Annotated in this window: 21 protein-coding genes and 1 tRNA gene; 12 read left to right on the plus strand and 10 right to left on the minus strand. The window is 36.5% G+C overall.

Annotated features, from left to right (window positions below; translation table 11 throughout):
- Positions 1 to 6: 6 nt before the first annotated feature.
- The 6 genes from ACP5Q2_RS05295 to ACP5Q2_RS05320 all read left to right on the plus strand — a co-directional run bounded on the left by ACP5Q2_RS05295 (position 7) and on the right by ACP5Q2_RS05320 (position 5,097).
- Positions 7 to 435, plus strand: a complete 429-nt coding sequence (locus tag ACP5Q2_RS05295; protein ID WP_428097940.1) for a metal-dependent transcriptional regulator — start codon at positions 7 to 9, stop codon at positions 433 to 435.
- A gap of 81 nt (positions 436 to 516) precedes the next feature.
- On the plus strand, positions 517 to 1,371 hold the full coding sequence (locus ACP5Q2_RS05300; protein ID WP_428097944.1) for an alpha/beta hydrolase: 855 nt from the start codon (positions 517 to 519) through the stop codon (positions 1,369 to 1,371).
- Complete coding sequence (gene proC, locus ACP5Q2_RS05305; protein ID WP_428097946.1) at positions 1,358 to 2,179, plus strand: pyrroline-5-carboxylate reductase; 822 nt, start codon at positions 1,358 to 1,360, stop codon at positions 2,177 to 2,179. Before ACP5Q2_RS05300 ends, proC begins: the two co-directional genes overlap by 14 nt.
- Before the next feature lie 23 nt (positions 2,180 to 2,202).
- Positions 2,203 to 3,771: an aspartate:alanine exchanger family transporter gene (locus ACP5Q2_RS05310; protein WP_428097949.1), complete on the plus strand. Its 1,569-nt coding sequence runs from the start codon at positions 2,203 to 2,205 to the stop codon at positions 3,769 to 3,771.
- Positions 3,771 to 4,316: a manganese efflux pump MntP family protein gene (locus ACP5Q2_RS05315; RefSeq protein ID WP_428097952.1), complete on the plus strand. Its 546-nt coding sequence runs from the start codon at positions 3,771 to 3,773 to the stop codon at positions 4,314 to 4,316. The genes ACP5Q2_RS05310 and ACP5Q2_RS05315 overlap by 1 nt, the downstream gene beginning before the upstream one ends.
- A gap of 1 nt (position 4,317) precedes the next feature.
- Entirely contained in the window at positions 4,318 to 5,097 is a 780-nt protein-coding gene (locus ACP5Q2_RS05320; protein ID WP_424605212.1) for a menaquinone biosynthetic enzyme MqnA/MqnD family protein, read from the plus strand.
- 22 nt (positions 5,098 to 5,119) lie between these two features.
- On the opposite strand, the gene ACP5Q2_RS05325 is transcribed toward ACP5Q2_RS05320, so the two are convergent.
- A tRNA-Arg gene (locus tag ACP5Q2_RS05325) sits at positions 5,120 to 5,193 on the minus strand.
- A 245-nt stretch (positions 5,194 to 5,438) separates the two neighbouring features.
- Here ACP5Q2_RS05325 and ACP5Q2_RS05330 point away from each other — a divergent pair.
- The 5 genes from ACP5Q2_RS05330 (at position 5,439) to rfbB (ending at position 10,560) form a co-directional block, all read left to right on the plus strand.
- Positions 5,439 to 6,866 (plus strand): mannose-1-phosphate guanylyltransferase/mannose-6-phosphate isomerase, encoded by a 1,428-nt coding sequence (locus ACP5Q2_RS05330; protein WP_428097956.1) that lies wholly within the window; start codon positions 5,439 to 5,441, stop codon positions 6,864 to 6,866.
- 270 nt (positions 6,867 to 7,136) lie between these two features.
- On the plus strand, positions 7,137 to 8,003 hold the full coding sequence (rfbA, locus tag ACP5Q2_RS05335; protein ID WP_424605210.1) for a glucose-1-phosphate thymidylyltransferase RfbA: 867 nt from the start codon (positions 7,137 to 7,139) through the stop codon (positions 8,001 to 8,003).
- 1 nt (position 8,004) lies between these two features.
- Entirely contained in the window at positions 8,005 to 8,562 is a 558-nt protein-coding gene (gene rfbC / locus ACP5Q2_RS05340) for a dTDP-4-dehydrorhamnose 3,5-epimerase family protein (protein ID WP_428097960.1), read from the plus strand.
- Entirely contained in the window at positions 8,559 to 9,455 is an 897-nt protein-coding gene (rfbD, locus tag ACP5Q2_RS05345; protein WP_424605208.1) for a dTDP-4-dehydrorhamnose reductase, read from the plus strand. Before rfbC ends, rfbD begins: the two co-directional genes overlap by 4 nt.
- A 4-nt stretch (positions 9,456 to 9,459) precedes the next feature.
- Positions 9,460 to 10,560, plus strand: a complete 1,101-nt coding sequence (rfbB, locus tag ACP5Q2_RS05350) for a dTDP-glucose 4,6-dehydratase (RefSeq protein ID WP_428097963.1) — start codon at positions 9,460 to 9,462, stop codon at positions 10,558 to 10,560.
- 544 nt (positions 10,561 to 11,104) lie between these two features.
- On the opposite strand, the gene ACP5Q2_RS05355 is transcribed toward rfbB, so the two are convergent.
- The 9 genes from ACP5Q2_RS05355 to ispG form a co-directional block, all read right to left on the minus strand.
- Positions 11,105 to 11,980: a Wzz/FepE/Etk N-terminal domain-containing protein gene (locus ACP5Q2_RS05355; RefSeq protein WP_428097966.1), complete on the minus strand. Its 876-nt coding sequence runs from the start codon at positions 11,978 to 11,980 to the stop codon at positions 11,105 to 11,107.
- A gap of 79 nt (positions 11,981 to 12,059) precedes the next feature.
- A complete protein-coding gene (locus ACP5Q2_RS05360; RefSeq protein ID WP_428097969.1) occupies positions 12,060 to 12,719 on the minus strand; it encodes an endonuclease V in 660 nt (219 codons plus the stop codon).
- A 7-nt stretch (positions 12,720 to 12,726) separates the two neighbouring features.
- Entirely contained in the window at positions 12,727 to 13,710 is a 984-nt protein-coding gene (locus ACP5Q2_RS05365) for a sigma-70 family RNA polymerase sigma factor (RefSeq protein ID WP_428097971.1), read from the minus strand.
- A gap of 129 nt (positions 13,711 to 13,839) precedes the next feature.
- The gene (clpB, locus tag ACP5Q2_RS05370) at positions 13,840 to 16,440 is read right to left on the minus strand and encodes an ATP-dependent chaperone ClpB (protein ID WP_428097974.1); all 2,601 of its coding nucleotides are present in this window, start codon (positions 16,438 to 16,440) and stop codon (positions 13,840 to 13,842) included.
- Between the two features lie 3 nt (positions 16,441 to 16,443).
- Positions 16,444 to 16,818, minus strand: coding sequence for a heat shock protein transcriptional repressor HspR (locus ACP5Q2_RS05375; protein ID WP_424605202.1), 375 nt, complete (start codon positions 16,816 to 16,818; stop codon positions 16,444 to 16,446).
- Between the two features lie 13 nt (positions 16,819 to 16,831).
- On the minus strand, positions 16,832 to 17,938 hold the full coding sequence (gene dnaJ, locus ACP5Q2_RS05380) for a molecular chaperone DnaJ (protein WP_428097978.1): 1,107 nt from the start codon (positions 17,936 to 17,938) through the stop codon (positions 16,832 to 16,834).
- A 42-nt stretch (positions 17,939 to 17,980) separates the two neighbouring features.
- A complete protein-coding gene (locus ACP5Q2_RS05385; RefSeq protein WP_428097980.1) occupies positions 17,981 to 18,424 on the minus strand; it encodes an Hsp20/alpha crystallin family protein in 444 nt (147 codons plus the stop codon).
- Between the two features lie 85 nt (positions 18,425 to 18,509).
- Complete coding sequence (gene rarD / locus ACP5Q2_RS05390) at positions 18,510 to 19,397, minus strand: EamA family transporter RarD (RefSeq protein WP_428097983.1); 888 nt, start codon at positions 19,395 to 19,397, stop codon at positions 18,510 to 18,512.
- Positions 19,398 to 20,453, minus strand: coding sequence for a flavodoxin-dependent (E)-4-hydroxy-3-methylbut-2-enyl-diphosphate synthase (gene ispG / locus ACP5Q2_RS05395; protein WP_428097985.1), 1,056 nt, complete (start codon positions 20,451 to 20,453; stop codon positions 19,398 to 19,400).
- Between the two features lie 50 nt (positions 20,454 to 20,503).
- Between ispG and ACP5Q2_RS05400 the strand changes: the two genes are divergently transcribed.
- The gene (locus ACP5Q2_RS05400) at positions 20,504 to 21,532 is read left to right on the plus strand and encodes a CsgG/HfaB family protein (RefSeq protein ID WP_428097988.1); all 1,029 of its coding nucleotides are present in this window, start codon (positions 20,504 to 20,506) and stop codon (positions 21,530 to 21,532) included.
- Positions 21,533 to 21,579 lie beyond the last annotated feature (47 nt).

Below are 21,579 nucleotides of genomic sequence, written 5' to 3' on the forward strand. Positions count from 1 at the left end.
GATATTATGGATGAATTAACCAAAAGCCTTGAGGACTACCTGGAGATGATACTGATGCTCCAGAAGGAGCATGGTTCCGCAAGAGTTACAGATATAGCCAAAAGACTGAATGTAAAAAAACCAGCTGTTACAAATGCTTTAAAAATATTATCCGACAAGGGTCTAGTGGAGTATTTTCCATATAAAGAGGTGCAATTTACCAGAAAAGGGAAGGAATTGGCGGAAAATCTACTTGATAAACACAAAATCATCACGAGATTTTTTACCGATGTGCTTGATGTTGAGTTTTCGGTAGCTGAGGATGACGCCTGCAAGGTGGAGCATGTGATAAGTGAAGGGACCTTTAATCGTCTGGAAGCTTTTTTAAAATTTGTTCTTGAATCTGATAAGAACTGTATCGATATAGAAAAATTTAAAAAAGAATGTAAAAATTAAATGGCTAATAAAAAGGTTGTTTTAAGATGGTTTATACTGCCGTGGTTATTGTTTTCAATTATTTTTACTGTGGTGTTGGTTATGAATAAAAAGCCTCCTTATCGATTGGATAGTTTTCCTGATCTGAAAAATGTTGATATAAATGAGCTAATTTCTATAGATAAAAAAAGAGCTTTATCTGAAGGGGTATTAAATAGCAGAAATATGCCCGAATTTAAAATGGGTGATCGAAACGTTGGAATTTTATTAATACATGGCTTCACCGCTTCCCCTTTTGAGATGTCTGAGCTTGGGGAGTATCTGAATAGAAAAGGTTTTACCGTTTACAATGTTAGGTTGGTGGGGCATGGGTCAAAATCGGCTTATCTGGATAGATTAAGTTATAGGGATTGGTACGATTCATTAAAATATGGTTATTTTACTCTGAAAAATAGCTGCAAAAAGATTTTCTTGATAGGACAGTCGATGGGGGGATTGTTGGCATTAAACGTGGCATATTACAATGATCTGGATGGTGTTATTCTTCTATCCCCGGCGCTTGATATTTTAGATTCAAGATTCGATTTTGTTCCAATTGCACAGTATTTCATAAATAGCATACAAAAAGAATATTCTGATACATCAAATCTCAAAGAATATTATTATGGAGAGAGGTCTGTTAAAGGGATGGTAAATCTCAGATATCTTATAGAGTATACATGGGAACATAAGGATCTACTAAAAAAACCTATACTTGTTTTTCATTCTAAGTTTGACGACGTGGTGGACTACCGTGGCAGTGTAAAATTTTTTAACGAAGTTTCCGTTTCAAAAGAGCTTGTTTTAATAGACGACCCAAAAGTAAAACATATTTTATCGAGTAGTTTAAACCCTAAAAAGGAAGAGATATACGAAAAAATATTAGGTTGGTTGGAGGCGATGGATGTTAAAAAATAAAAAGATAGGTTTCATTGGTTCCGGAAATATGGCTACAGCCCTCATTAAGGGGCTTTTAAAGTCAGAAAAGATTCCTGCAGAGAGCATATACGCCAGCGATGTGGATATTGAGAAGCTGGAGCAATTGAGCAATGAATTTGGAATTAATATCATATTCAAAGACAATAAAAAACTTGTGGACGATGTGGATGTGGTGGTTTTATCTGTGAAACCTCAGATAATGGAGAAGGTTTTAAAGGACATAAGTGAAAGGGTAAATGATAATAAATTACTTATTTCAATTGCCGCCGGGATATCCTCTCAGTTTGTGGAGGATACATTGGGGAAAAAGATACGTTTTATTCGTACGATGCCAAATACTCCGGCACTTGTTCTATCTGGTGCAACGGGCATCGCTCCTGGGGACAATGCCACTGAAGAGGATGTAAAAATAGCACAGGAGATATTTTCAGCAGTGGGGATATCTGTAATCGTTGAAGAGTATCAGATGGATGCTGTCACCGGGCTTTCTGGTAGCGGGCCTGCTTATATTTTTATGATAATTGAAGCGCTGAGTGATGCAGGAGTAAAGGTTGGGCTTTCGAGGGATATCTCCATGAAGCTGGCTGCTCAGACGGTTTTAGGATCTGCCAAACTGCAGATCGAAACGGGATTACACCCGGGCACTCTAAAGGATATGGTTACGTCTCCGGGGGGTACAGCAATAGCAGGTATACATACATTGGAGCAGGGGGGACTCAGGACTACCCTCATTAATGCGGTTGAAACCGCCACCAGGAGATCCATAGAGCTTGGTAAGAAAAAATAGTTTCAAACTAGGAGAGATTTAATTTGGATACTGTACTTCATCTTTTTATAATTGTCACTCTCGGATATCTTCTGGGAAATGTAAAGTTTAGAGGATTTTCCCTTGATATATCAGCGATTTTGGTGGTGGCTCTGATTGCAGGGTATTATGGTGTTACACTGCCTGAGGATTTTAAGTACTTTGGTCTGGCTCTTTTTATGTATGCGGTGGGGTTACAAACCGGGCCACTTTTCTTTGAGACGTTTAAGAAAAATGGGATATTTTTTAACACGTTAGCAACAGGGATAATATGCTTTATTTTTTTTGTGATATTTATATCAGGAAAACTATTAGGTTTTTCAAAAGGTGCCTTGATTGGTGTTTTTACCGGCAGTATGTCCAGTGCCCCTTCTCTTGCGGCTGTTTTGGAGCATAATTATATCAGTCAGGCATCGGTGTTTTTTGGTTTGACTTATCCTTTTGGGATCATATCCAGTGTTGTTTTTGTAAGACTGATTCCGACGATTTTTCGTATAAATATTCAAAATGAGGTCACCCTCTATGAAAATCAGCTTGTATCATCCTATGAGAAGTTAGGTGGTAAAAACTTTTTGGTAACGAATGAGAATTTTGGTAGAGAAAAGATTACAAAAGATCAATTTGAAGTAATGACGGGATGTTTTATAGAGAGGATAGAAAAATCTCAAAATTCTAAAGACAGGAATATCATAGAAATGGGTGATATACTAAGGGTTGTGGGGACAGAACAGGAGTTGAAAACTGCTCAATTGATGTTGGGACAGGAGATAAAAGATTTTGTGGAGTTTCACGATAATATGAAGGTGCTGCGTCTGCTTGTAACTTCAAAACAGGTGGTTGGTAAAAAGATTGGTGAGATTAAGAGGTTAAAGGCTTTAGGTGGTGTAATTACTAAAATAAGAAGATCAGGGATCGACATCAAGCCAAATCCTGGGTTGACTCTGATGTTAGGGGATAAGCTTTACATTACTGTGCCTGAAAATAATGCAGATGCTGTGACGGAATATATTGGTAATAATTTGTTAGCTTATCCTGCTGGGGATTTTCTGCCGATATCCATCGGTATTGTGTTGGGTATTTTTATAGGTAAGATACCTATAAATTTACCTTTTTTGGGTGATTTCAGGTTGAGTTTTGTGGGGGGAGTATTTATCACTGCAGTTGTACTTGGACGTTTGGGAAGAACTGGTAAACTGGTTTGGCAGCTTTCTCCTCATTCCACTTCCCTTTTAAAGACCCTTGGTCAGCTTGTTTTTATGGCGGTAATTGGTGCAAATTCCGGAAAGTTTGTGGTGGTATCGATTCAAAAACATGGACTTTCATCCATCTATGTGTCGGTGGGTGCTATACTTTTTACTCTTATTATCTTCGTGTTTATAATGAGATATTTTTTTAAGTTGAATATTATAGATGTTTTTGGTATTTTTGCTGGAGCTATGACGTCCACACCTACACTTACGATGGCAAATGAAATTACAAAGACTGATTATCCTTCAATTAGTTATGCTTCCACTTACCCTTTTGCTCTTATCATTACGATGTTGCTGGCTCAGGTAGCTGGAGTACTTCTTTAATGCTTACAATTATTGAGATTTTTCTTATAGCTGTTGCGATGAGCGTGGATGCTTTCAGTGTTGCTTTTGGAATAGGGTGTAGCTACAATACCCCAAGACATTATTTCAGACTTAGCTGGCATTTTGGGCTTTTCCAGTTTATTATGCCTATTTTGGGGGCTTTTTTTGGTAGAATACTGATGAGGTGGGTTGGAAATATTAATATTATCGCTGCTCTTATACTTTTTTACATAGCCTATAGAATGATGAAGGAGTCTTTTAAGGATGAGGAACAAAAATGTTCACTGAATGATCCCACCAGAGGCTGGTCTCTTGTTGTGCTTTCTGTTGCCACAAGTATGGATGCATTGGGAGTGGGTGTTTCGCTTGCCCTTTACAAAGGTAGTATAATCTTTCCTTCATTGATTATAGGTATTGTGTGTGCTATTGGGACATTGATGGGAGTATATTTTGGTAAAATTAGTAGACATTTTACAGGTAAATACGCTGAGTTTTTTGGAGCTGTGGTGCTTGTGGTTATAGGGATTAAGTTTTTGGTGGTGTAAAATGTTAAATATAGGTGAAATTCAGTATGCAAATGTTTATCCCATTTTCTATCATCTAAAGCAGTTGAAACTGCCAGAATTCAATTTTATAAGAGGAGTTCCGTCTTATCTTAACAGGATGATGATCGAAGGAGTGATAGATACATCTGCGTTGAGTAGTATTGTCTATGCAAGGTATCCGGATAGGTTTCTGATTATTCCTGAGATATCTATAAGTTCCATCAATTACGTAAAAAGCGTTGTTCTCTTTTCCCATCTTCCTAAAGATGAATTAAATGGAGCCAAAATCTATCTCACCGACGAATCTGGGACAAGTGTTATTTTGCTCAAGATTATACTGAAAAAATTCTGGGGTGTTGAAGTGGAATTTTTAAATGAAGAGGATGGTGCGGATGCATCCCTTTATATTGGTGATAGGGCTTTATTCAACTATTACAACGGCAAATTTCCTCATATTTTCGATCTTGGTAAAATATGGTATGAAAATACAGGTTATCCCTTTGTGTATGCACTATGGCTTTTGAACAGGGGGAAGGTTCAGGAGGCGGAAGAGTTTATTAAGGTATTGATAGACGTAAAATATAGATCTAAAGATAATCTCTCCATTTTGATAGACAGGTATATGTTTGAAGGGTTGACTTCGTATCAGATAATTGATTATTGGGAGACGATTGATTATAACCTGACGGATAAGCATATAAAAGGTTTGTTGCTTTATTATAGATATGCAAAAGAATTGGGTATTTTAAAAGAGGTTCCGCCGTTGAATTTTTATTTTTAAGAATTTCTATAAATAAAAAAAGCGTCCCCGACACGATTCGAACGTGCGACCTACAGATTAGGAATCTGTTGCTCTATCCTGCTGAGCTACGGGGACACAGACAATATTTATAACATATTAATCGTGTAAAGTAAAGGATTTTTTGTTTTAAAAGGGATACTTCTTTATATATTTATTTATTAACAATATTTTATTTTTGACACAGCAGTTCCACAATTCATCATCCATAATTCAAAATCCAACATTCAAAATTTTACATTAAAAAATCAAAATTCCTTGACATCTTCAAAATATATAATATTCTTTTCGTATCGTTTATAGATTTTAAAAAGGAGATTTTAATGAAGAATCTGATTTTAAGCGGTGGTAGCGGCACAAGATTATGGCCTCTCAGTAGAAGATTATTACCAAAACAGTATTTGAAGTTGTTTGACGGCAAGTCTCTTTTTCAATTGACCGTTGAGAGAAACTTAAAATTTTGCAGCAGTTTTATTATTATTTCAAATGAGGATCAATATTTTTTAGCCATCGATCAGATGGAAGAAAATTCATTATTAAACTCGCAAAATCTGTCATTTATTTTAGAGCCTTTCGGTAGAAATACAGCAGGTGCAATAGCTTTTGGTGCATTTGATAGTGATGAGAATGAGATTCTTTTTGTTACGCCGAGCGACCATCTAATAAAAAATGAAAGTAAATATATAGAAGCTATAAATAAAGGTAGGGATCTGGCGAAAGAGGGCTATCTCGTGACATTTGGCATCACCCCAGATAGTCCAAATACAGGGTACGGTTATATTCAAGCAAAGCCCGAAATAAATGTTGAATTAGGAATTTTGAATGTGGAATTATTTCACGAAAAACCAGATTTAGATACAGCCATTAAGTATTTAGAAAAAAATTCAACATTCAGCAATCAGCATTCAACATTATTTTTGTGGAATAGCGGTATGTTTATGTTCAAAGCAGGAGTGTATCTGGAAGAATTGAAAACTCATGCCCCTGAAGTATACGAATCATCCAAGAAAGCTTTTGAAAATTCTAAAAAAATCAACGGAAATCAAAAAAGGATTGTGGATATCTTTATGGAGAAGATACCTGATATAAGTGTAGATTATGCCGTGATGGAGAAAAGTAAAAATATCAAGGTAGTACTATCCGAATTTGAATGGAATGATGTGGGAAGTTTCGATAGTTTAATTAAAGAAGTTAAGACAGATAGGGAAAAGATTGTGGAGATTGATGGGGAGGAAAACTTTTTATACTCTGATAATGACAAAAAAGTTATATCCACCATAGGATTAAGAGATTTTATTGTTATAGATACAAATGATGCTCTATTGATAGCCAAAAAAGGCCAAACCCAAAAAGTAAAAGATATAGTAAATCAACTCAAAACTACTAACAACTCTCTACTTACTACTCACTCAAAGGTCCACCGCCCGTGGGGTACTTACGAAGTGCTCATCGATGAAAAAAATTACAAAATAAAAAGAATTGTGGTGAAACCTGGTAAAAGACTTTCCCTTCAAAAACATTTCCACAGAAATGAACACTGGATAGTTGTGAGTGGTACCGCTGAGGTTCAGGTGGGGGATAAAGTATACTTAGTGAGACCCAATGAGAGTACCTATATAAAAATGGGCGATTTGCATAGACTTGGCAATCCCGGAAAAATACCTGTGGTGCTTATAGAAGCTCAGGTGGGTGAATATACAGGTGAAGATGATATAGTGAGGATAGACGACGATTTTTACAGGGGGAATTAACGGAAGAATTCATTTAATTCTTAAACTTGTCATTTAAAAAATAGATTGAAAGAAATTTTTTTGTAGTTTATAATATACCATTAAGTGATATTGAGTTTTTTTGATGAATTTAAAATCTGTTGCGTTTTTTAGATTGGGGATTTAGTTCCTTGGGCGGTAGCTTGGAAACAGTTCAATTTCTAATTTCTAAGTTAAAAGTTAAAAGTTAAAAAAACAACCATTTACATATAACATTGAACTTTTCTTAACACTTTTTTACTAGGAGGCTTTATGAAAGGTATAATTTTGGCAGGTGGTTCAGGCACTAGACTTTATCCAATCACTAAAGCGATATCAAAGCAGATTCTTCCGGTGTATGATAAGCCTATGATTTATTACCCCTTATCAGTTTTGATGCTTGCAGGTATCAGGGAGGTCCTTATTATCTCTACACCAAGAGATATAAACGTATTCAAAGAGCTTTTGGGAGATGGTCATTGGCTGGGGATGAGGTTTGAATATGCTATTCAGGAAACACCCAGAGGGCTTGCGGATGCGTTTATTGTAGGTGAAGATTTTATAGGTAAAGATAGGGTGGCAATGGTATTAGGTGATAATATTTTCTACGGTCAGCATTTTACGGATATATTACAAAAAGCTGTATTAAGTAGTTCATCAGCCACTATTTTTGGTTACTGGGTAAAAGATCCAAAATCTTACGGTGTTGTGGAGTTTGATGCTTCCGGCAAAGCCATTTCTATTGAAGAAAAGCCACAAAATCCGAAATCCCACTATGCCGTTCCGGGACTATATTTTTATGACAATAGAGTTGTGGATATATCAAAAAATATAAAACCTTCCGATAGAGGGGAGCTTGAGATAACTGCAGTAAACAATGAGTATTTAAAGATGGGTGCGCTGAACGTGGAGATTCTTGGAAGAGGGATGGCTTGGTTTGATACCGGTACTTATGATGGACTACTTGATGCAGCCAATTTTGTGGAGGCCATTCAAAAAAGACAGGGGTTGTACGTTGCCTGCATCGAAGAGATAGCTTATAGGAATAGATGGATAAATAAGTTTCAATTGCTTGAACTTGCAAATGGTATTAAAACAGATTATGGTGCATACCTTCGTTTTATAGCTGATGGGGAATAAGATGCCTTTTACAGTAATTGACTCTCCAATTGATGGGCTTTTAGTGATTAAGCCCCAGATTTTTAGAGATGATAGGGGCTTTTTTATGGAAACTTATAAAGAAAGCGATTTCAAGTCACTAGGCATTTTAGATCGATTTGTTCAGGATAATCATTCAAAATCAAAAAAAGGGACCATAAGAGGCCTGCATTTTCAAAAACAGCCTCATGCTCAGGGGAAGCTAGTGCGGGTTACGCGGGGAGCTGCCTGGGATGTTGCCGTAGACCTACGGAAAGGATCTTCTACCTTTGGGAAATGGTATGCTTTGGAGTTATCTGGAGAAAATAATCTCATGTTATGGATTCCTGCAGGATTTGCCCACGGTTTTCTTGCTCTTAAGGATGATACAGAGCTTGAATATAAATGTACCGCAGAATATAATGCCCAATCAGATGGTGGTATTCGCTGGGACGATCCGATGATTAATATAAATTGGCCTGATCTTGGTGTCGAATACATTATATCTCAAAAGGATATGCAACTACCGTATTTAAAAGAGATTCAGGGGGATATGTTGTGATATGGATTATCGGTGCCAGAGGGATGCTAGGTACAGAGCTTTCGGAGATGTTTAAATCGATTTCGGTACCTTTTATTGCTACGGATAAAGAGATTTCTATTACTGACCATGAAACTCTATTTCAATTTGCAAGAAATAGAACAATTAAATTCATTGTAAACTGTGCCGCCTACACAGCAGTGGACAAAGCAGAAGATGAAGTAGAATTATGTACTGCTATCAATGTAGAAGGTGTTGAAAATATTGGTAAGGTTGGAAAGCAGATAGGTGCCACTGTCATTCATATCTCCACAGATTATGTTTTTTCGGGAGAATCGATAATAGAAAATGGTAAGCCCCGCCCATATCTGGAAGATGATCCCACTTCTCCTATTTCTATTTATGGTAGGACAAAGCTTGAGGGGGAAAAGCGCCTTTTATCAATATTTCCTGAAAGTATTATTATTCGCACTTCATGGCTATATGGGGAGTTTGGTAATAATTTTGTCTATACAATGTTAAAGTTGATGAATGAAAGAAAAGAAATCTCTGTAGTTTCTGACCAATTTGGAAGTCCTACCTGGACATACGATCTTGCAATTGCTATTTTACAAATGATAAATTTGTCGAAAGATAAACAGCCTATAGGTATTTACCATTATTCAAATGAAGGGGAGATTTCCTGGTATGATTTTGCCCTTGAGATTTACAGACTTGGTAGGGAGTATGAGATTTTAAAAGAGAATTGCAATATAAAGCCAATTAAAACTGAAGATTACCCCACAAAGGTAAAGCGACCTAAGTATTCAGTTTTATCAAAAGAGAAAATTAAGAAGATAGGTGTGGAGGTACCCTTCTGGAAAGATAGCTTAAGAAATTTTATCAGTGGTATATCCCAAAGATACAGGAGCTAAAGTTATGAGAAATTTCAATACAATTCTTATTACTGGTGGTGCTGGTTTTATAGGATCTAATATGATTAGATACCTTTTGTCAGAAGAATCTGGTTTTAAAGGTGTTGTAATAAACGTAGATTTACTAACCTATGCAGGTAATTTGGGAAGCTTGATAGATGTAGAAGAAAGGTTCGGTAGTGGTTCAAGTCCCAGATACCGATTTGTGAAGGCTGACATCAGGGATAGGCCTGCTATAGAACATATTTTCAAAAAGTATAATCTTGACTGTGTGATTCATTTTGCGGCGGAAAGCCATGTGGATAGATCAATTCTTGGGCCGGAGGCATTTATCACCACAAATGTTCTTGGTACTTATACACTGCTCGATGTGGCGAGAAATTACTGGCAAGAGATTTATGGTAGATTGTCTGATGCCCCAGTATTATTCCATCATATTTCTACAGATGAGGTCTACGGAAGCCTTGGAGATACAGGATATTTTACGGAAAATACCCCTTATGATCCCAGATCCCCATATTCAGCCAGCAAAGCAGGTAGCGACCATTTGGTGATGGCATACCATCACACCTACGGATTACCTGTTACTTTGACAAACTGTTCAAATAATTACGGTCCATATCAATTCCCAGAGAAATTTATCCCAATTATGATATTAAACATGCTTGAGGATAAGCCTTTACCTGTATATGGTGATGGTAAAAATATCAGAGACTGGCTATACGTGGAGGATCACAATATAGCTGTGTGGCAGGTAATTAGATTTGGTAAAATAGGTGAAAAGTATAATATTGGTGGAGAAAATGAGTGGGAGAATATAAGACTACTTGAGTATCTGATTTGGATGGTATCGGAGGAAACAGGTAAACCACAGGAAAAGTTAAAAGATCTCATTACATTTGTAAAAGATCGACCCGGCCATGATAGAAGGTATGCCATAGATTGCACAAAAATAAAGCAGGCACTTGGCTGGAAGCAATCAGTCTCATTTGAAGAAGGTCTCCGCAGGACAGTAAGATGGTATATAGACAATAAAAAGTGGGTGGAAAATATAAGGTCTGGGGAGTATTTGAAGTGGATTGAGAAGAATTACAGTGATCGGTAAAGTTAGGTTTGTTAATTTAATGTTAAAATTTTTATTGGAATTTTGTCGGAGATAAGGTTACAACCACTTTAAAAAGGTTGTAACCAATAGACATCGCTAAATAATTGATTTTAAATGATTTTTGATTTTTAAATGTCTAAAAAAATTCTCAAACTAAGTGTTAAAAACGGGCAAAAATCGGTAAAAACGGCAAAAATTCTCAAACTACCTGAAAAACTATATTTTGGATTTTGATATTTATTCAAACTATGAAAAAATAAGCACTATAGTTTTCTGATATACGGCGGATATCCAGAAGTCTTTCTTACTAAAGGTAGTGAAAAAAAGATGTTTTATCATCTATTTTTGATTTATATGTAAAAAAAAGATTTAGTAAATCTCAGCAGTAATAAATCAGAGATGAACGATATTAGATTAATATCACCATTTGAACTAGAAACATTAAAACGTTAGAACATTGAACGTAGAACTTTTTTTAACGCTTAATGCTCAACGCTTAATGCTAACATTGAACCTTGAAGATTGAACAGAAACCGGTTCCCTGTTATTCTTCTTTAAAATTTTTAGCAAAATCGATAAAAAATATTATAAATATTGATAGAAAGATGCCCGTGACAAAGGCTACGGTAATTATTAGTATTTTGTTTGGCTTTTTAGGATTTTTGTAAGTCAATGCTTTTCCAATAGTATCTGTTTTAGTAATTCTAAGCGGTGATAGCTGAAAATTTAGTTCTGTAATTTTTAGTTTATTCTCTAAGATCTTATTTTTATAGTCTTTTGTATTTAAGAGTAATATTTGAAAAAGTAAGGGATCTTTTGTGGTTTTGAGTTGATTTTCAAGAGCATTTATCTGTTGTTCTATTTCGGTTATTTGAATTTCCAGTAATTTTATTTGGGATTTAATATTTTCTTTATAAAAACTGATTTTTTTATCCTCTTCCTTATGTATGTAATCAAGAATTTTATCGAGATATGCTAACGCTTCATTATTAGAAAAGGCACGTATCTTTATATTGATAAGATCATTTGTTTGCTTGATTATATCAGCATCCACCTGCGGAAAGTTTTTATTTTCATTTTTAGAATTATCAAAATTCCCCTTTATATATCCTATCATTGTATTTGGTTCGATAAAATATATTTTACTATTACTATTACTATTACTATTACTATTACTATTACTATTACTGATATACCCCACCTTTAAATTAGAATTTATTTCATAAATAGGTGTTTGCAAAAAGGCATATATAGCTGCCAGAAGAGTTATGATCATGGTAAATGTAATTATAAAATATTTACGTTTCATTATGGTTTTTATCAGATCTTTTAGATCAATTTCATCTTCCTGGTATGGCTGGTTTGGTACATACTGTACATATTGCACTGCTACAGACTGTTCTTTTTTATCCTTTTCCAAACGATCTCCCTAATATAAAGTTTAAAATATATTAAATTAATTTACTTAAAATTGCAATATTTTTTTGTTTGGATTGGGGCTATTGTTTTTTCAGCTTTGGATCATTAAGTCTTCTTAATCTTTTTGATAGAATGTCGGCTCTTCGAGTGGGTTCGGGGACGCGGTATTTGTCTGTGAAGCTTAAGGTTAGCATGATCGATTGTTCAACTGTAACCATATGGCCGGGGGAAACGAAGATAGGTTTGGTGTTTGGTTTTGTCCTTAGTGCTGATCCCACTATTTTAGCTTTATAGATGATGGGTGAAAAAGACCCTTTTAGATTTTCTGGATCTTCATAGATGCCAACTAACAGGCTTTTGGCGCAGCCTATGGTTGGTATGTTGTACGTGATCCCAAAATGTGATGCTATTCCAAAGCCTCTTGGATGGGCTATCCCCTGACCATCGATGAAAACTAAATCTGGCTTTGATTTTAGTGTTGAAAAGCATTTTTCTATGATGGGAAGCTCTCTAAAGCTTAGAAATCCAGGAACATATGGTATCTTTATTTCATCCACAAATGAAGCTTCTTCGAGGGTTTTAAGATCTCTGTCAAGCAGGATGATTGCACAATAACCTATATTCGTATATCTATCCACAGATATATCGATACCGGCTACTACTTTTATTTCCGATTTTAATTTTGATAGCACTACCTTTCTGGATAATTCATTTTGAATCTTTTTTAAATCTTCATACATCTTTTTTTTAATTTAAATAATCCTGAAGTTTTTTCTTTACAGCCTTTTTCCTGAGTTTACTCAGAGCCCTTGATTCTATCTGTCTTACCCTTTCTCTACTTATATTTAGTATATTCCCCACCTCTTCTAGAGTCATAGGATTTTCCCCGTCAAGTCCATATCTCATTTTTAAAATATTTGCTTCCCTTTCATCCAGCTCTTGAATGAGTGATTGTAGGGTGTCCTTTAGTGTATGATTTATTACTTCATCCTCCACTTTTATTGTTTTGGATTCCATAAGATCCAGAAATGTCCTGTCTTCACCATCTTTAATTGGGGATTCAAAAGAAAGATAATTTTTTGATACCATTAAGATATTTTCTATATTCTCCTTTGGTATATTAAGGTATTCTGATATCTCTTCGGAAGTGGGCTCTCGGTGATACTGTTTTGACAGGGTCTCTATGGCTTCATTTATTTTATAAAGCAGACTTGCCTGCTTGATGGGTAATTTTACTGTGCCGGATTGCTCCGCCAGAAGCTGAATCATTGCCTGCCTTATCCACCAAACCGCGTAGGATATAAATTTTACCCCTTTATCGGGATCAAATCTTTTGGCAGCTTCCACCAGCCCTAAATTCCCCTGATTGATTAGATCACTTAGGCTTACTCCGGTATTTTTGTATCTATTGGCCATCGAAACAACGAATTTTATATTTGAAAGTATCAGCTTGTTTAGAGCTTCCTGATCCCCCTGCTGAATCTTTTTACCAAGATCATATTCCTCTTCCCTTGTGAGGGGTTTGAATTTATCTATTTTATTAATGAAATCTTTTATAGAATCATCTGTGAGGGATGATATAGCTATTTCTAAATTTTCCGAAGATTCATTTATATCTAAATCTTCAAGTATCGAATCTAAATTTTCATCTAATACTTCTTCATTTATATCTTCAGTTTCATTTAATTCTTCTACCTTATCTTCAATTACCGCAGCTCTCTTTTTTGCCACTATTTAATCCTCATATATTATGACCCTTAAAACTAAGGATAAAATTTGTCTTTTTTAGTTCTAAAATTATAATAGCAGAAAAAAATAGAAAATAAAAGAGAATAAAGGGGGCAAAATACCCCCTTATGTTTAACTGATTGTAAGATAACCATTTTTAAACGAGATGGCAATTTTACTATTTTTCTTTATATTCCCTTTTATGATCTCTTCAGCTATTCTATTCTCAATTAATTTTTGTAGAGCCCTTTTCATAGGCCTTGCACCAAATTTCGGATCATATCCAGCTTTTATGAGTTCATCTATAACAGTAGCGTCGTATTCCATCTCCACTTCAATATTTGCCATTAACCTTTTCTTCAGCTCATCCAGCAGAAGTATCGCAATCTTTGACAAATGATCTTTGCTGAGTGGGTGGAATACTATTATATCGTCCACTCTATTTAAAAATTCCGGTTTGAAATATTGGGATATTATATTAAATACAAGCTTTGATATCCTATCGTATTCCTCTTCCCAGCTGCCACCTTTTTCAAATTCTGTCTGTATTAATTCGCTACCTATATTTGAAGTCATTATAATGACTGTGTTTTTAAAGCTCACCACTCTCCCTTTTGAATCAGTGAGCCTACCATCGTCTAATATCTGTAGCATTATATTAAATACGTCCGGATGAGCCTTTTCAATCTCATCAAAAAGTATCACAGAGTAGGGCCTTCTTCTGACCTTTTCGGTAAGCTGGCCACCTTCATCGTATCCGATATATCCGGGAGGGGCACCTATGAGCTTTGCTACGGAATGTTTCTCCATGTATTCACTCATGTCAATTCTTATGAGGGCATCTTCACTGTCAAAGAGAAATTCCGCCAGTGCCTTAGCCAGCTCAGTTTTACCAACACCGGTTGGCCCCAGGAAGATGAACGAACCGATGGGTCTTTTTGGGTTGCTAAGCCCGGCTCTACTTCTTCTTATGGCTTCACTTACAGATGATATCGCTTTATCCTGACCGATAACCCTTTTGTGTAGATTCTCCTCCATCTTGATCAGTTTTTCAGCTTCCTCTTCTAATAGTTTGGTGACAGGTATTCCCGTCCATTTGGCGATAATCTCGGCAATATCCTCTTCGTCCACCTCTTCTTTGAGCATCTTTTTATCTTTCTGAATTTCTTTCAGTTTATTATTAAGCTCTTCTATTTTTCTGTGTAATTCCACAAGTTTGCCATATTTGATCTGGGATGCAAGCTCGTAATTGCCGCTTCTTTCGGCGTTTAACATTGCATTTTTTTGATCTTCAATCTCTTCTTTTACTTTTTTGATTTCCACTATTATATTTTTCTCGTTTTGCCAATGGGTTTTAAGAGCTATGATCTTTTCGGATAGATCGTTTATCTCCTTTTCTATCTTTTCTAACTTCACTTTTGATACTTCATCCTGCTCCCTTTTTAAAGCCTGTCTTTCTATTTCCAGTTGCCTTTTTTTCCTTTCGAGTTCGTCAAGCTCTGTTGGCATTGAGTCGATTTCCATCCTCAGCTTTGCACAGGCCTCATCCACAAGGTCTATTGCTTTATCCGGCATGTGTCTGTCTGAAATATATTTGTGGGATAGGTAAGCGGCAGCAACAATTGCACTGTCTTTTATCCGGACACCGTGGTGTACTTCATACTTTTCTTTCAACCCTCTTAAAATGGATATTACATCTTCCACAGAAGGTTCATCCACTATGATGGGCTGAAATCTCCTTTCAAGAGCTGCATCCTTTTCGATATGCTTTTTGTATTCATCCAGCGTTGTGGCTCCTATACAGTGCAATTCACCCCTTGCTAGTGCTGGCTTTAAAAGGTTTGCGGCATCCATTGCCCCTTCGGCAGCTCCTGCTCCCACAAGTGTGTGCATCTCATCTATGAAAAGGATTATTTCCCCTTGCCGCTGTCTTATTTCATTGAGGATAGATTTTAACCTATCTTCGAATTCACCTCTATATTTGGTTCCGGCAATAAGAGCTCCAAGGTCAAGGGCTAAAATGGTTTTATCTTTCAAAGTCTCCGGAACGTCCCCATTTACTATCCTCTGTGCCAGACCCTCCACAATGGCTGTTTTACCCACGCCAGGTTCTCCGATGAGCACAGGGTTGTTTTTAGTTCTTCTGGATAAGACGTGCATTACTCTACGGATCTCCTCATCCCTGCCAATTACCGGATCAAGCTTGCCATTTCTTGCTTTTTCTGTGAGGTTTATAGTGTATTTCTCAAGGGCCTGCATCTTATCTTCCGGGTTCTGATCGGTCACTTTGCTTGAACCTCTGAGCTCTTTAATGGCTTTTTCTGCCTTATTCTTATCGATTCCGTGTTTTAAAAATGCTTGTCTTAAGGAGTAATTGGCATGCTCTATAATCCCTAAGATGAGATGTTCCGTTGAAACGAATTCATCTCCAAAATTACCAATTATCTTAAATGCGTAGTCTAATGATTTTTTGAGATCAGCGGAAATATAAACACCTTCAGAACCTGATACCTTTGGGTATTTTGATATCAGTTCGTCTATATCATTAATAAGTCCAGATAGATTGACCCCAATTTTTTGGAATAAAGGTTTGACAAAACCTTCATCCTGTAATATCAAAGCTTTTAAAAGATGCTCCTGCTCAATCTGTTGATTGCTATTTTTTTCTGCAAAGGCATGAGCACTCTGAATAGCTTCGCTTGCTTTTATCGTTAGTTTGTTCCAATTTATCATAGGTTACTCCCTTTCTATTTTTACTTTTATTACAGTATTTGATGGATTAATTTCTAGGATCTGTTCATCCTTTTTCTGTTTATTTGGTATGTTTTTACGGATGAAATCCAGCATCTGCTCCATCTGCTGACGCATCTCTTCCATCTGTTGACGCATCTTGAGTATGACTTCAACTCCGGCCAGATTTACCCCCATATCCCTTGTGAGGGTAATGATAAATTTCAGTTTCTCTATGTCTTCTTCAGAGTATAATCTTACGTTTCCTATGGTCCTTGATGGTTTTATAAGCTCACAACGTTCGTATTGCCTCAATGTTTGAGGGTGGATATTTAGCATTTCTGCTACAATACTTATTGCATAAAGAGGTCTGTCCTTCATATTTCACCACCTTTTATAGTATCTTACCCTGCTCTAAAAGACCAGAACGTAAGTTTAGTCTGTATTTTTTCTGTAGTCCTTCTAAAATCTGCTTGTCGATCTCGGATTCTATCTTTGGTATCTTTACCCTGATTTCAACATAGAAATCCCCATAACCTGATCCATCAATTTTGGGCATCCCTTTACCTTTCAGACGGAATTTGCTGCCAGTCTCAGTTCCGGCTGGTATTGTAATATTTACGGCACCATATGGTGTGGGGACGGTTATCTTTGCCCCCATTGCAGCTTCAAACATATCTATGTCGAGGTTTAGATATATATCATCCCCTTTTCTATCGTAGATCAAATGTGGGCTGATTTTTGTCACTATATATAAATCACCCGGCTGTGATCCCGGTGTCCCTTCATGACCTTTTTGGGGTACCCTTATCTTTGTACCATTGTTCACGCCGGCGGGTATTTTCACCTTTATCCTTTCTTGAGAGTGGATCTTACCAGTTCCACCACAGTGATCACATACCGATCTATAAATCTCCCCTTCACCCCTACAATTTGGGCAATAGGATTGTGTCATGAAAAAGCCTGTATGTTTATTTATTCGACCGGTACCATGACAGGTGGGGCAGATAGATTTTTCACCACCTTTCCCACCACATTTAGGACAATTAATCTGTCTTGATATGGTGATTTCGTATTCTCCACCTTTTATTGCCACCTCAAAGGGGAGTGTGATTGAATAGGTTATATCTTCCCCTCTGGAGGCCGTTTTGGACTTTCTTTTTGTTGAACCCCCACCGAAAAATTCCTCAAAGATATCTTCGAAACTGAAGCTACCTGTTTTAAAGTGTCTTAAGTCTTCAAAGTTCATGTCGTGGAAGTTGTATCCCTGACCTGAAGATGTAAACGCTTCATGACCTAATGTGTCATACTGTTTTCTTTTTTCTGGATCTGATAGTACTGCGTAGGCTTCTGATATTTCTTTAAATTTTGCTTCTGCTTCTTTATTGCCAGGATTGACATCCGGGTGGTATTTACGGGCAAGCTTCCGGTAGGCTTTTTTTATCTCATCGGCTGTAGCAGTTTTAGGTACTCCCAGAATATCGTAATAACTTTTACTCATAAACCACCCCTAAGAATGATGGGCACCATTATGGTGCCCTGATTATTCATCCTTTGTTACTTTTATGACTTTGGCTTTTGCCTGCTCAGCTTTTGGGATGGAAATCTTAAGAAGTCCATCTTTCAGGCTTGCTTTAATATTTGTGAAGTCCAGGTAGTTTGGCAATGAAAACATTCTGGAAAACTTACCAAACTGCCTTTCCATCCTGTAGCAGTTGTCATTTTCTTTTTCAAATGGAGCTTTTTTCTCTCCTTTGATGGAAAGAACACCATCGTTTACTTGAATCTCGATATCCTCTTCACTTACACCTGGAATATCCATCAGAAGTACTATTTCATTCTCTTTTTCAAATACATCAACGGGTGGTACAAACTCCCCTCTGTTTTGAACAGATGCCTCAGGATAGGCATTTTCCTCAAAAATCTTATTGATTCTTTCCTGAATGGAAAGTAGGTCTTTGAATGGATCCCATTTTACGATTGCCATAGCTTACCTCCTTTTCTTGTTTTTTGTATCTGAATAATAAAATATACTTGAGTCTGATTATGTCAAGTATTTTTTTAAAATAAACTCAATTTTTTTTATATCTATATATAATGATATATGAGTCTAAAATGTAAATAATCAGGGCTATCCAGATTAATATAAATGTTATCAAATACTTAAGATTTAAAGGCTCTTTGTAGAGAAAAGCACCGATGAAAAAAGCGATCGTGGGGGCGATGTATTGCATTATACCCAGGGTGATGAATTGAAGCCTTCTGGCAGCATAGGCAAAGGTGAGTAGCGGTATTGCAGTGGCAGGACCAGAAAGAATAAGGAGGGTGTCGATTTTATAGTTTATTGTTAAAAATGAACTTTTATGTATAAATGAGAGGTAAATTATTAATAGAAAGGAAGGGATACCCATTACTAATGTTTCCACAAAAAGCCCCTGAATGGAACCGAGCTTTCCATTTTTCCTTAAAAATCCATAGTAGCTAAACGTGATTGCAAGTATTACAGATACCCACGGCAGATGATTTAAACCTAGTATCATATTTAACAATGCAATAACCACAATGGTGAAGGAGATGGCTCTACCTTTGGTCATCTTTTCTTTTAGTACTATTCTACCTAAAAGTACGTTGAATATTGGTGCCATGTAGTATCCTAGACTTGTCTCTAAGATTTTACCCGTATTCACCGCCCATATATATAAAAACCAGTTGGATCCAATCATCAATGAACTGAGCAGGAAGTATTTTAATATCTTTTTATCTTTTAAATATGAAAGGGTTTCTCTTAATTGCCTCTGAAGTAAGAGGATAATATTCAGAAATAGAAATGACCAGATAATACGATGGAAAACTATTTCAAAGGGATTCACCTCTTTTAGAAATTTCCAGTAAATCGGAAAAATCCCCCAGAGGGAGTAGGCGGCTAATCCGGATAAAAAACCTTTGGTGGATTCTTTCATTTAATCTATCTTTAGATCAAATTTTATGATTTTTATAAATTCATCCAGCAGATCTTCTTCTCTTACCTTTTTTATCACTTCACCTTTTTTGAAGATTATTCCTAAATTCTTACCACCTGCTATGCCGTAATCCGCCTCTCTGGCTTCACCGGGGCCATTTACAGGGCAGCCCATTACAGCTACGGTGATGGAGTGATCTATCGGTTGTAGTATCGTTTCAACTTTTTCCGCAAGTCTTATAAGATCGATCTCCGTCCTTCCACAGGTGGGGCATGAAATGATTTCCACTCCCCTTTTTCTAAGCCCTAAAGATCTTAAAATCTCCCAGCCAACTTTTACCTCCTCTTCCGGATCTGCGGTGAGGGACACTCTTAACGTATCTCCAATCCCTTCCGCCAGAAGTGTTCCGATGCCAACGGCTGACCTGATGGTGCCTGAGAATTTCGTGCCTGCCTCGGTGACCCCGATATGAAGTGGGTAATCTATAAGTGTTGATATTTTTCTGTAAGCCTCTATGGTCATAGGAACGCTACTTGCTTTTAACGATACCTTCAGATTTTCAAAATTCTCATCTTCAAATATCTTAATATTTCTCAGCGTTGATTCCACAAGGGCATCAGAATTGACCCCCATCTTTTTCAGGATATCTTTCTCTAAAGAACCAGCATTGATACCAAGCCTGATGGCACAGCCATTTAATTTTGCCGCCTGGATTACCACTCTTGTTTTCTCTACACCACCAATATTCCCTGGGTTTATTCTGACACAGTGGACACCTTTTTCAATCGAACCTAAGGCAAGTCTATAATCAAAGTGAATATCTGCGATTAGAGGAATTTTTATGTTTTTGAGGATTTCCGGGATATTTTCTAAAGCTTTTTCATCCGGCACTGCTATTCTAACAATCTCACAACCGATCTTTTCCAATCTTTTTATCTGTGTTACGGTTTTTTCCAGATCCCTTGTGTCAGTATTGGTCATACTTTGAACGGTTATGGGGCTTCCGCCACCTATATAGATATCTTTTAATTTTATTTTTTTGGTTAATCGCCTCATTTATCTCCTTTAACTATTGACTAATTTATTTTTAATGCTATACTTAAATAATGAAAATATCAACTCTTATTTTAATCTTTATAATTATCTATGGCTGTGCAGGTCCCACGAAGATCAATGTGGCTGTAGCTTTGAATCCAAGAAATCCCGAGGTTATGAGTTATAGAAGATTGGCTGTTTTACCTTATTCTGGCCGGTTTGGGAGGGAATTTGCGTCAAAAGTGGAGGCTATGATCATAGCACAAAAAGATTCTTCCGGAAATCCATATTATAGCCTTGTTGAAAGGGCGGAGGTTGCAAGGATAGTCGATGAGATGAAATTTTCCACAAGTTACCTTGTGGATCAGAACACTGCTGTGGAGATAGGTAAGCTTCTTGGCGCAAGAGCGATTATGGTAGGGTCAGTAAATAGTTTTTCTGTGCAGGACAATCCATATCAGGAAAAAAGGGTAAGGTGTGGTCAATATCAAAATAATTATATAAAAGGCCCCTATGGGCCAATAACTATACCTGTTTGTATCAGGTGGGATCCCTATTATGTGAATTGTGTCGAAAGGACTGCTAATATGTCTGTTTCCTCAAAAATTATAAGTGTGGAAACGGGAAGTATAATTTATTCCTCTGACTATTCCGACTCCGAAAAGTCTGCGGCGTGTTCTGATAGTGGTTATGCTGTAAAGTCAAGCTCAGAGTTGGAATATGTGGTTCAAAATAGGATATTAAATAACATAAAGATGGATATTTTACCGTATAAGGTTGACCTATCTATAGTATTAAAAGAGGATGATGATAATATAAAAAATAGTAAGTCGAGGGAAAAATTTTATTCTGGTCTCGAATTTGCCAAAAGTAATAGATTAGATAGAGCTTGTGAGCTCTGGAAAGAGGCGTATGAAACGGATAAAGAATCAGTTTCACTTACGTATAACCTCGGAGTTTGTAGCGAAGCTTTCGGGGATCCATTGCTGGCACAGGAGTATTACAAAAAAGCGGATAAATTGATCTCCAAACCTGACAAAATCATAAATGATGCTCTTTTTAGGATTTCTAACATCATAAAGAATAAATATAAAAATTAGTTTTCGGTTAACTTTTTTCTTGCATTATAAGGAGAATTGTTTTAAAA

It is taken from the genome of Calditerrivibrio sp. (assembly GCF_049968475.1).
In the GTDB taxonomy this organism is placed as follows: domain Bacteria; phylum Chrysiogenota; class Deferribacteres; order Deferribacterales; family Calditerrivibrionaceae; genus Calditerrivibrio; species Calditerrivibrio nitroreducens_A.

What these genes read in the sequence shown, in the direction of transcription:
- ACP5Q2_RS05320 (WP_424605212.1), top strand. Translation starts at nt 4,318, where the DNA reads ATGTTAAATATAGGTGAAATTCAGTATGCAAATGTTTATCCCATTTTC.
- rfbB (WP_428097963.1), top strand. Translation starts at nt 9,460, where the DNA reads ATGAGAAATTTCAATACAATTCTTATTACTGGTGGTGCTGGTTTTATA.
- rarD (WP_428097983.1), bottom strand. Translation starts at nt 19,397, where the DNA reads ATGAAAGAATCCACCAAAGGTTTTTTATCCGGATTAGCCGCCTACTCC.
- rfbC (WP_428097960.1), top strand. Translation starts at nt 8,005, where the DNA reads ATGCCTTTTACAGTAATTGACTCTCCAATTGATGGGCTTTTAGTGATT.
- clpB (WP_428097974.1), bottom strand. Translation starts at nt 16,440, where the DNA reads ATGATAAATTGGAACAAACTAACGATAAAAGCAAGCGAAGCTATTCAG.
- ACP5Q2_RS05375 (WP_424605202.1), bottom strand. Translation starts at nt 16,818, where the DNA reads ATGAAGGACAGACCTCTTTATGCAATAAGTATTGTAGCAGAAATGCTA.
- ACP5Q2_RS05315 (WP_428097952.1), top strand. Translation starts at nt 3,771, where the DNA reads ATGCTTACAATTATTGAGATTTTTCTTATAGCTGTTGCGATGAGCGTG.
- ispG (WP_428097985.1), bottom strand. Translation starts at nt 20,453, where the DNA reads ATGAGGCGATTAACCAAAAAAATAAAATTAAAAGATATCTATATAGGT.
- ACP5Q2_RS05330 (WP_428097956.1), top strand. Translation starts at nt 5,439, where the DNA reads ATGAAGAATCTGATTTTAAGCGGTGGTAGCGGCACAAGATTATGGCCT.
- ACP5Q2_RS05360 (WP_428097969.1), bottom strand. Translation starts at nt 12,719, where the DNA reads ATGTATGAAGATTTAAAAAAGATTCAAAATGAATTATCCAGAAAGGTA.
- ACP5Q2_RS05400 (WP_428097988.1), top strand. Translation starts at nt 20,504, where the DNA reads ATGAAAATATCAACTCTTATTTTAATCTTTATAATTATCTATGGCTGT.
- dnaJ (WP_428097978.1), bottom strand. Translation starts at nt 17,938, where the DNA reads ATGAGTAAAAGTTATTACGATATTCTGGGAGTACCTAAAACTGCTACA.
- ACP5Q2_RS05300 (WP_428097944.1), top strand. Translation starts at nt 517, where the DNA reads ATGAATAAAAAGCCTCCTTATCGATTGGATAGTTTTCCTGATCTGAAA.
- ACP5Q2_RS05295 (WP_428097940.1), top strand. Translation starts at nt 7, where the DNA reads ATGGATGAATTAACCAAAAGCCTTGAGGACTACCTGGAGATGATACTG.
- proC (WP_428097946.1), top strand. Translation starts at nt 1,358, where the DNA reads ATGTTAAAAAATAAAAAGATAGGTTTCATTGGTTCCGGAAATATGGCT.
- rfbA (WP_424605210.1), top strand. Translation starts at nt 7,137, where the DNA reads ATGAAAGGTATAATTTTGGCAGGTGGTTCAGGCACTAGACTTTATCCA.
- ACP5Q2_RS05385 (WP_428097980.1), bottom strand. Translation starts at nt 18,424, where the DNA reads ATGGCAATCGTAAAATGGGATCCATTCAAAGACCTACTTTCCATTCAG.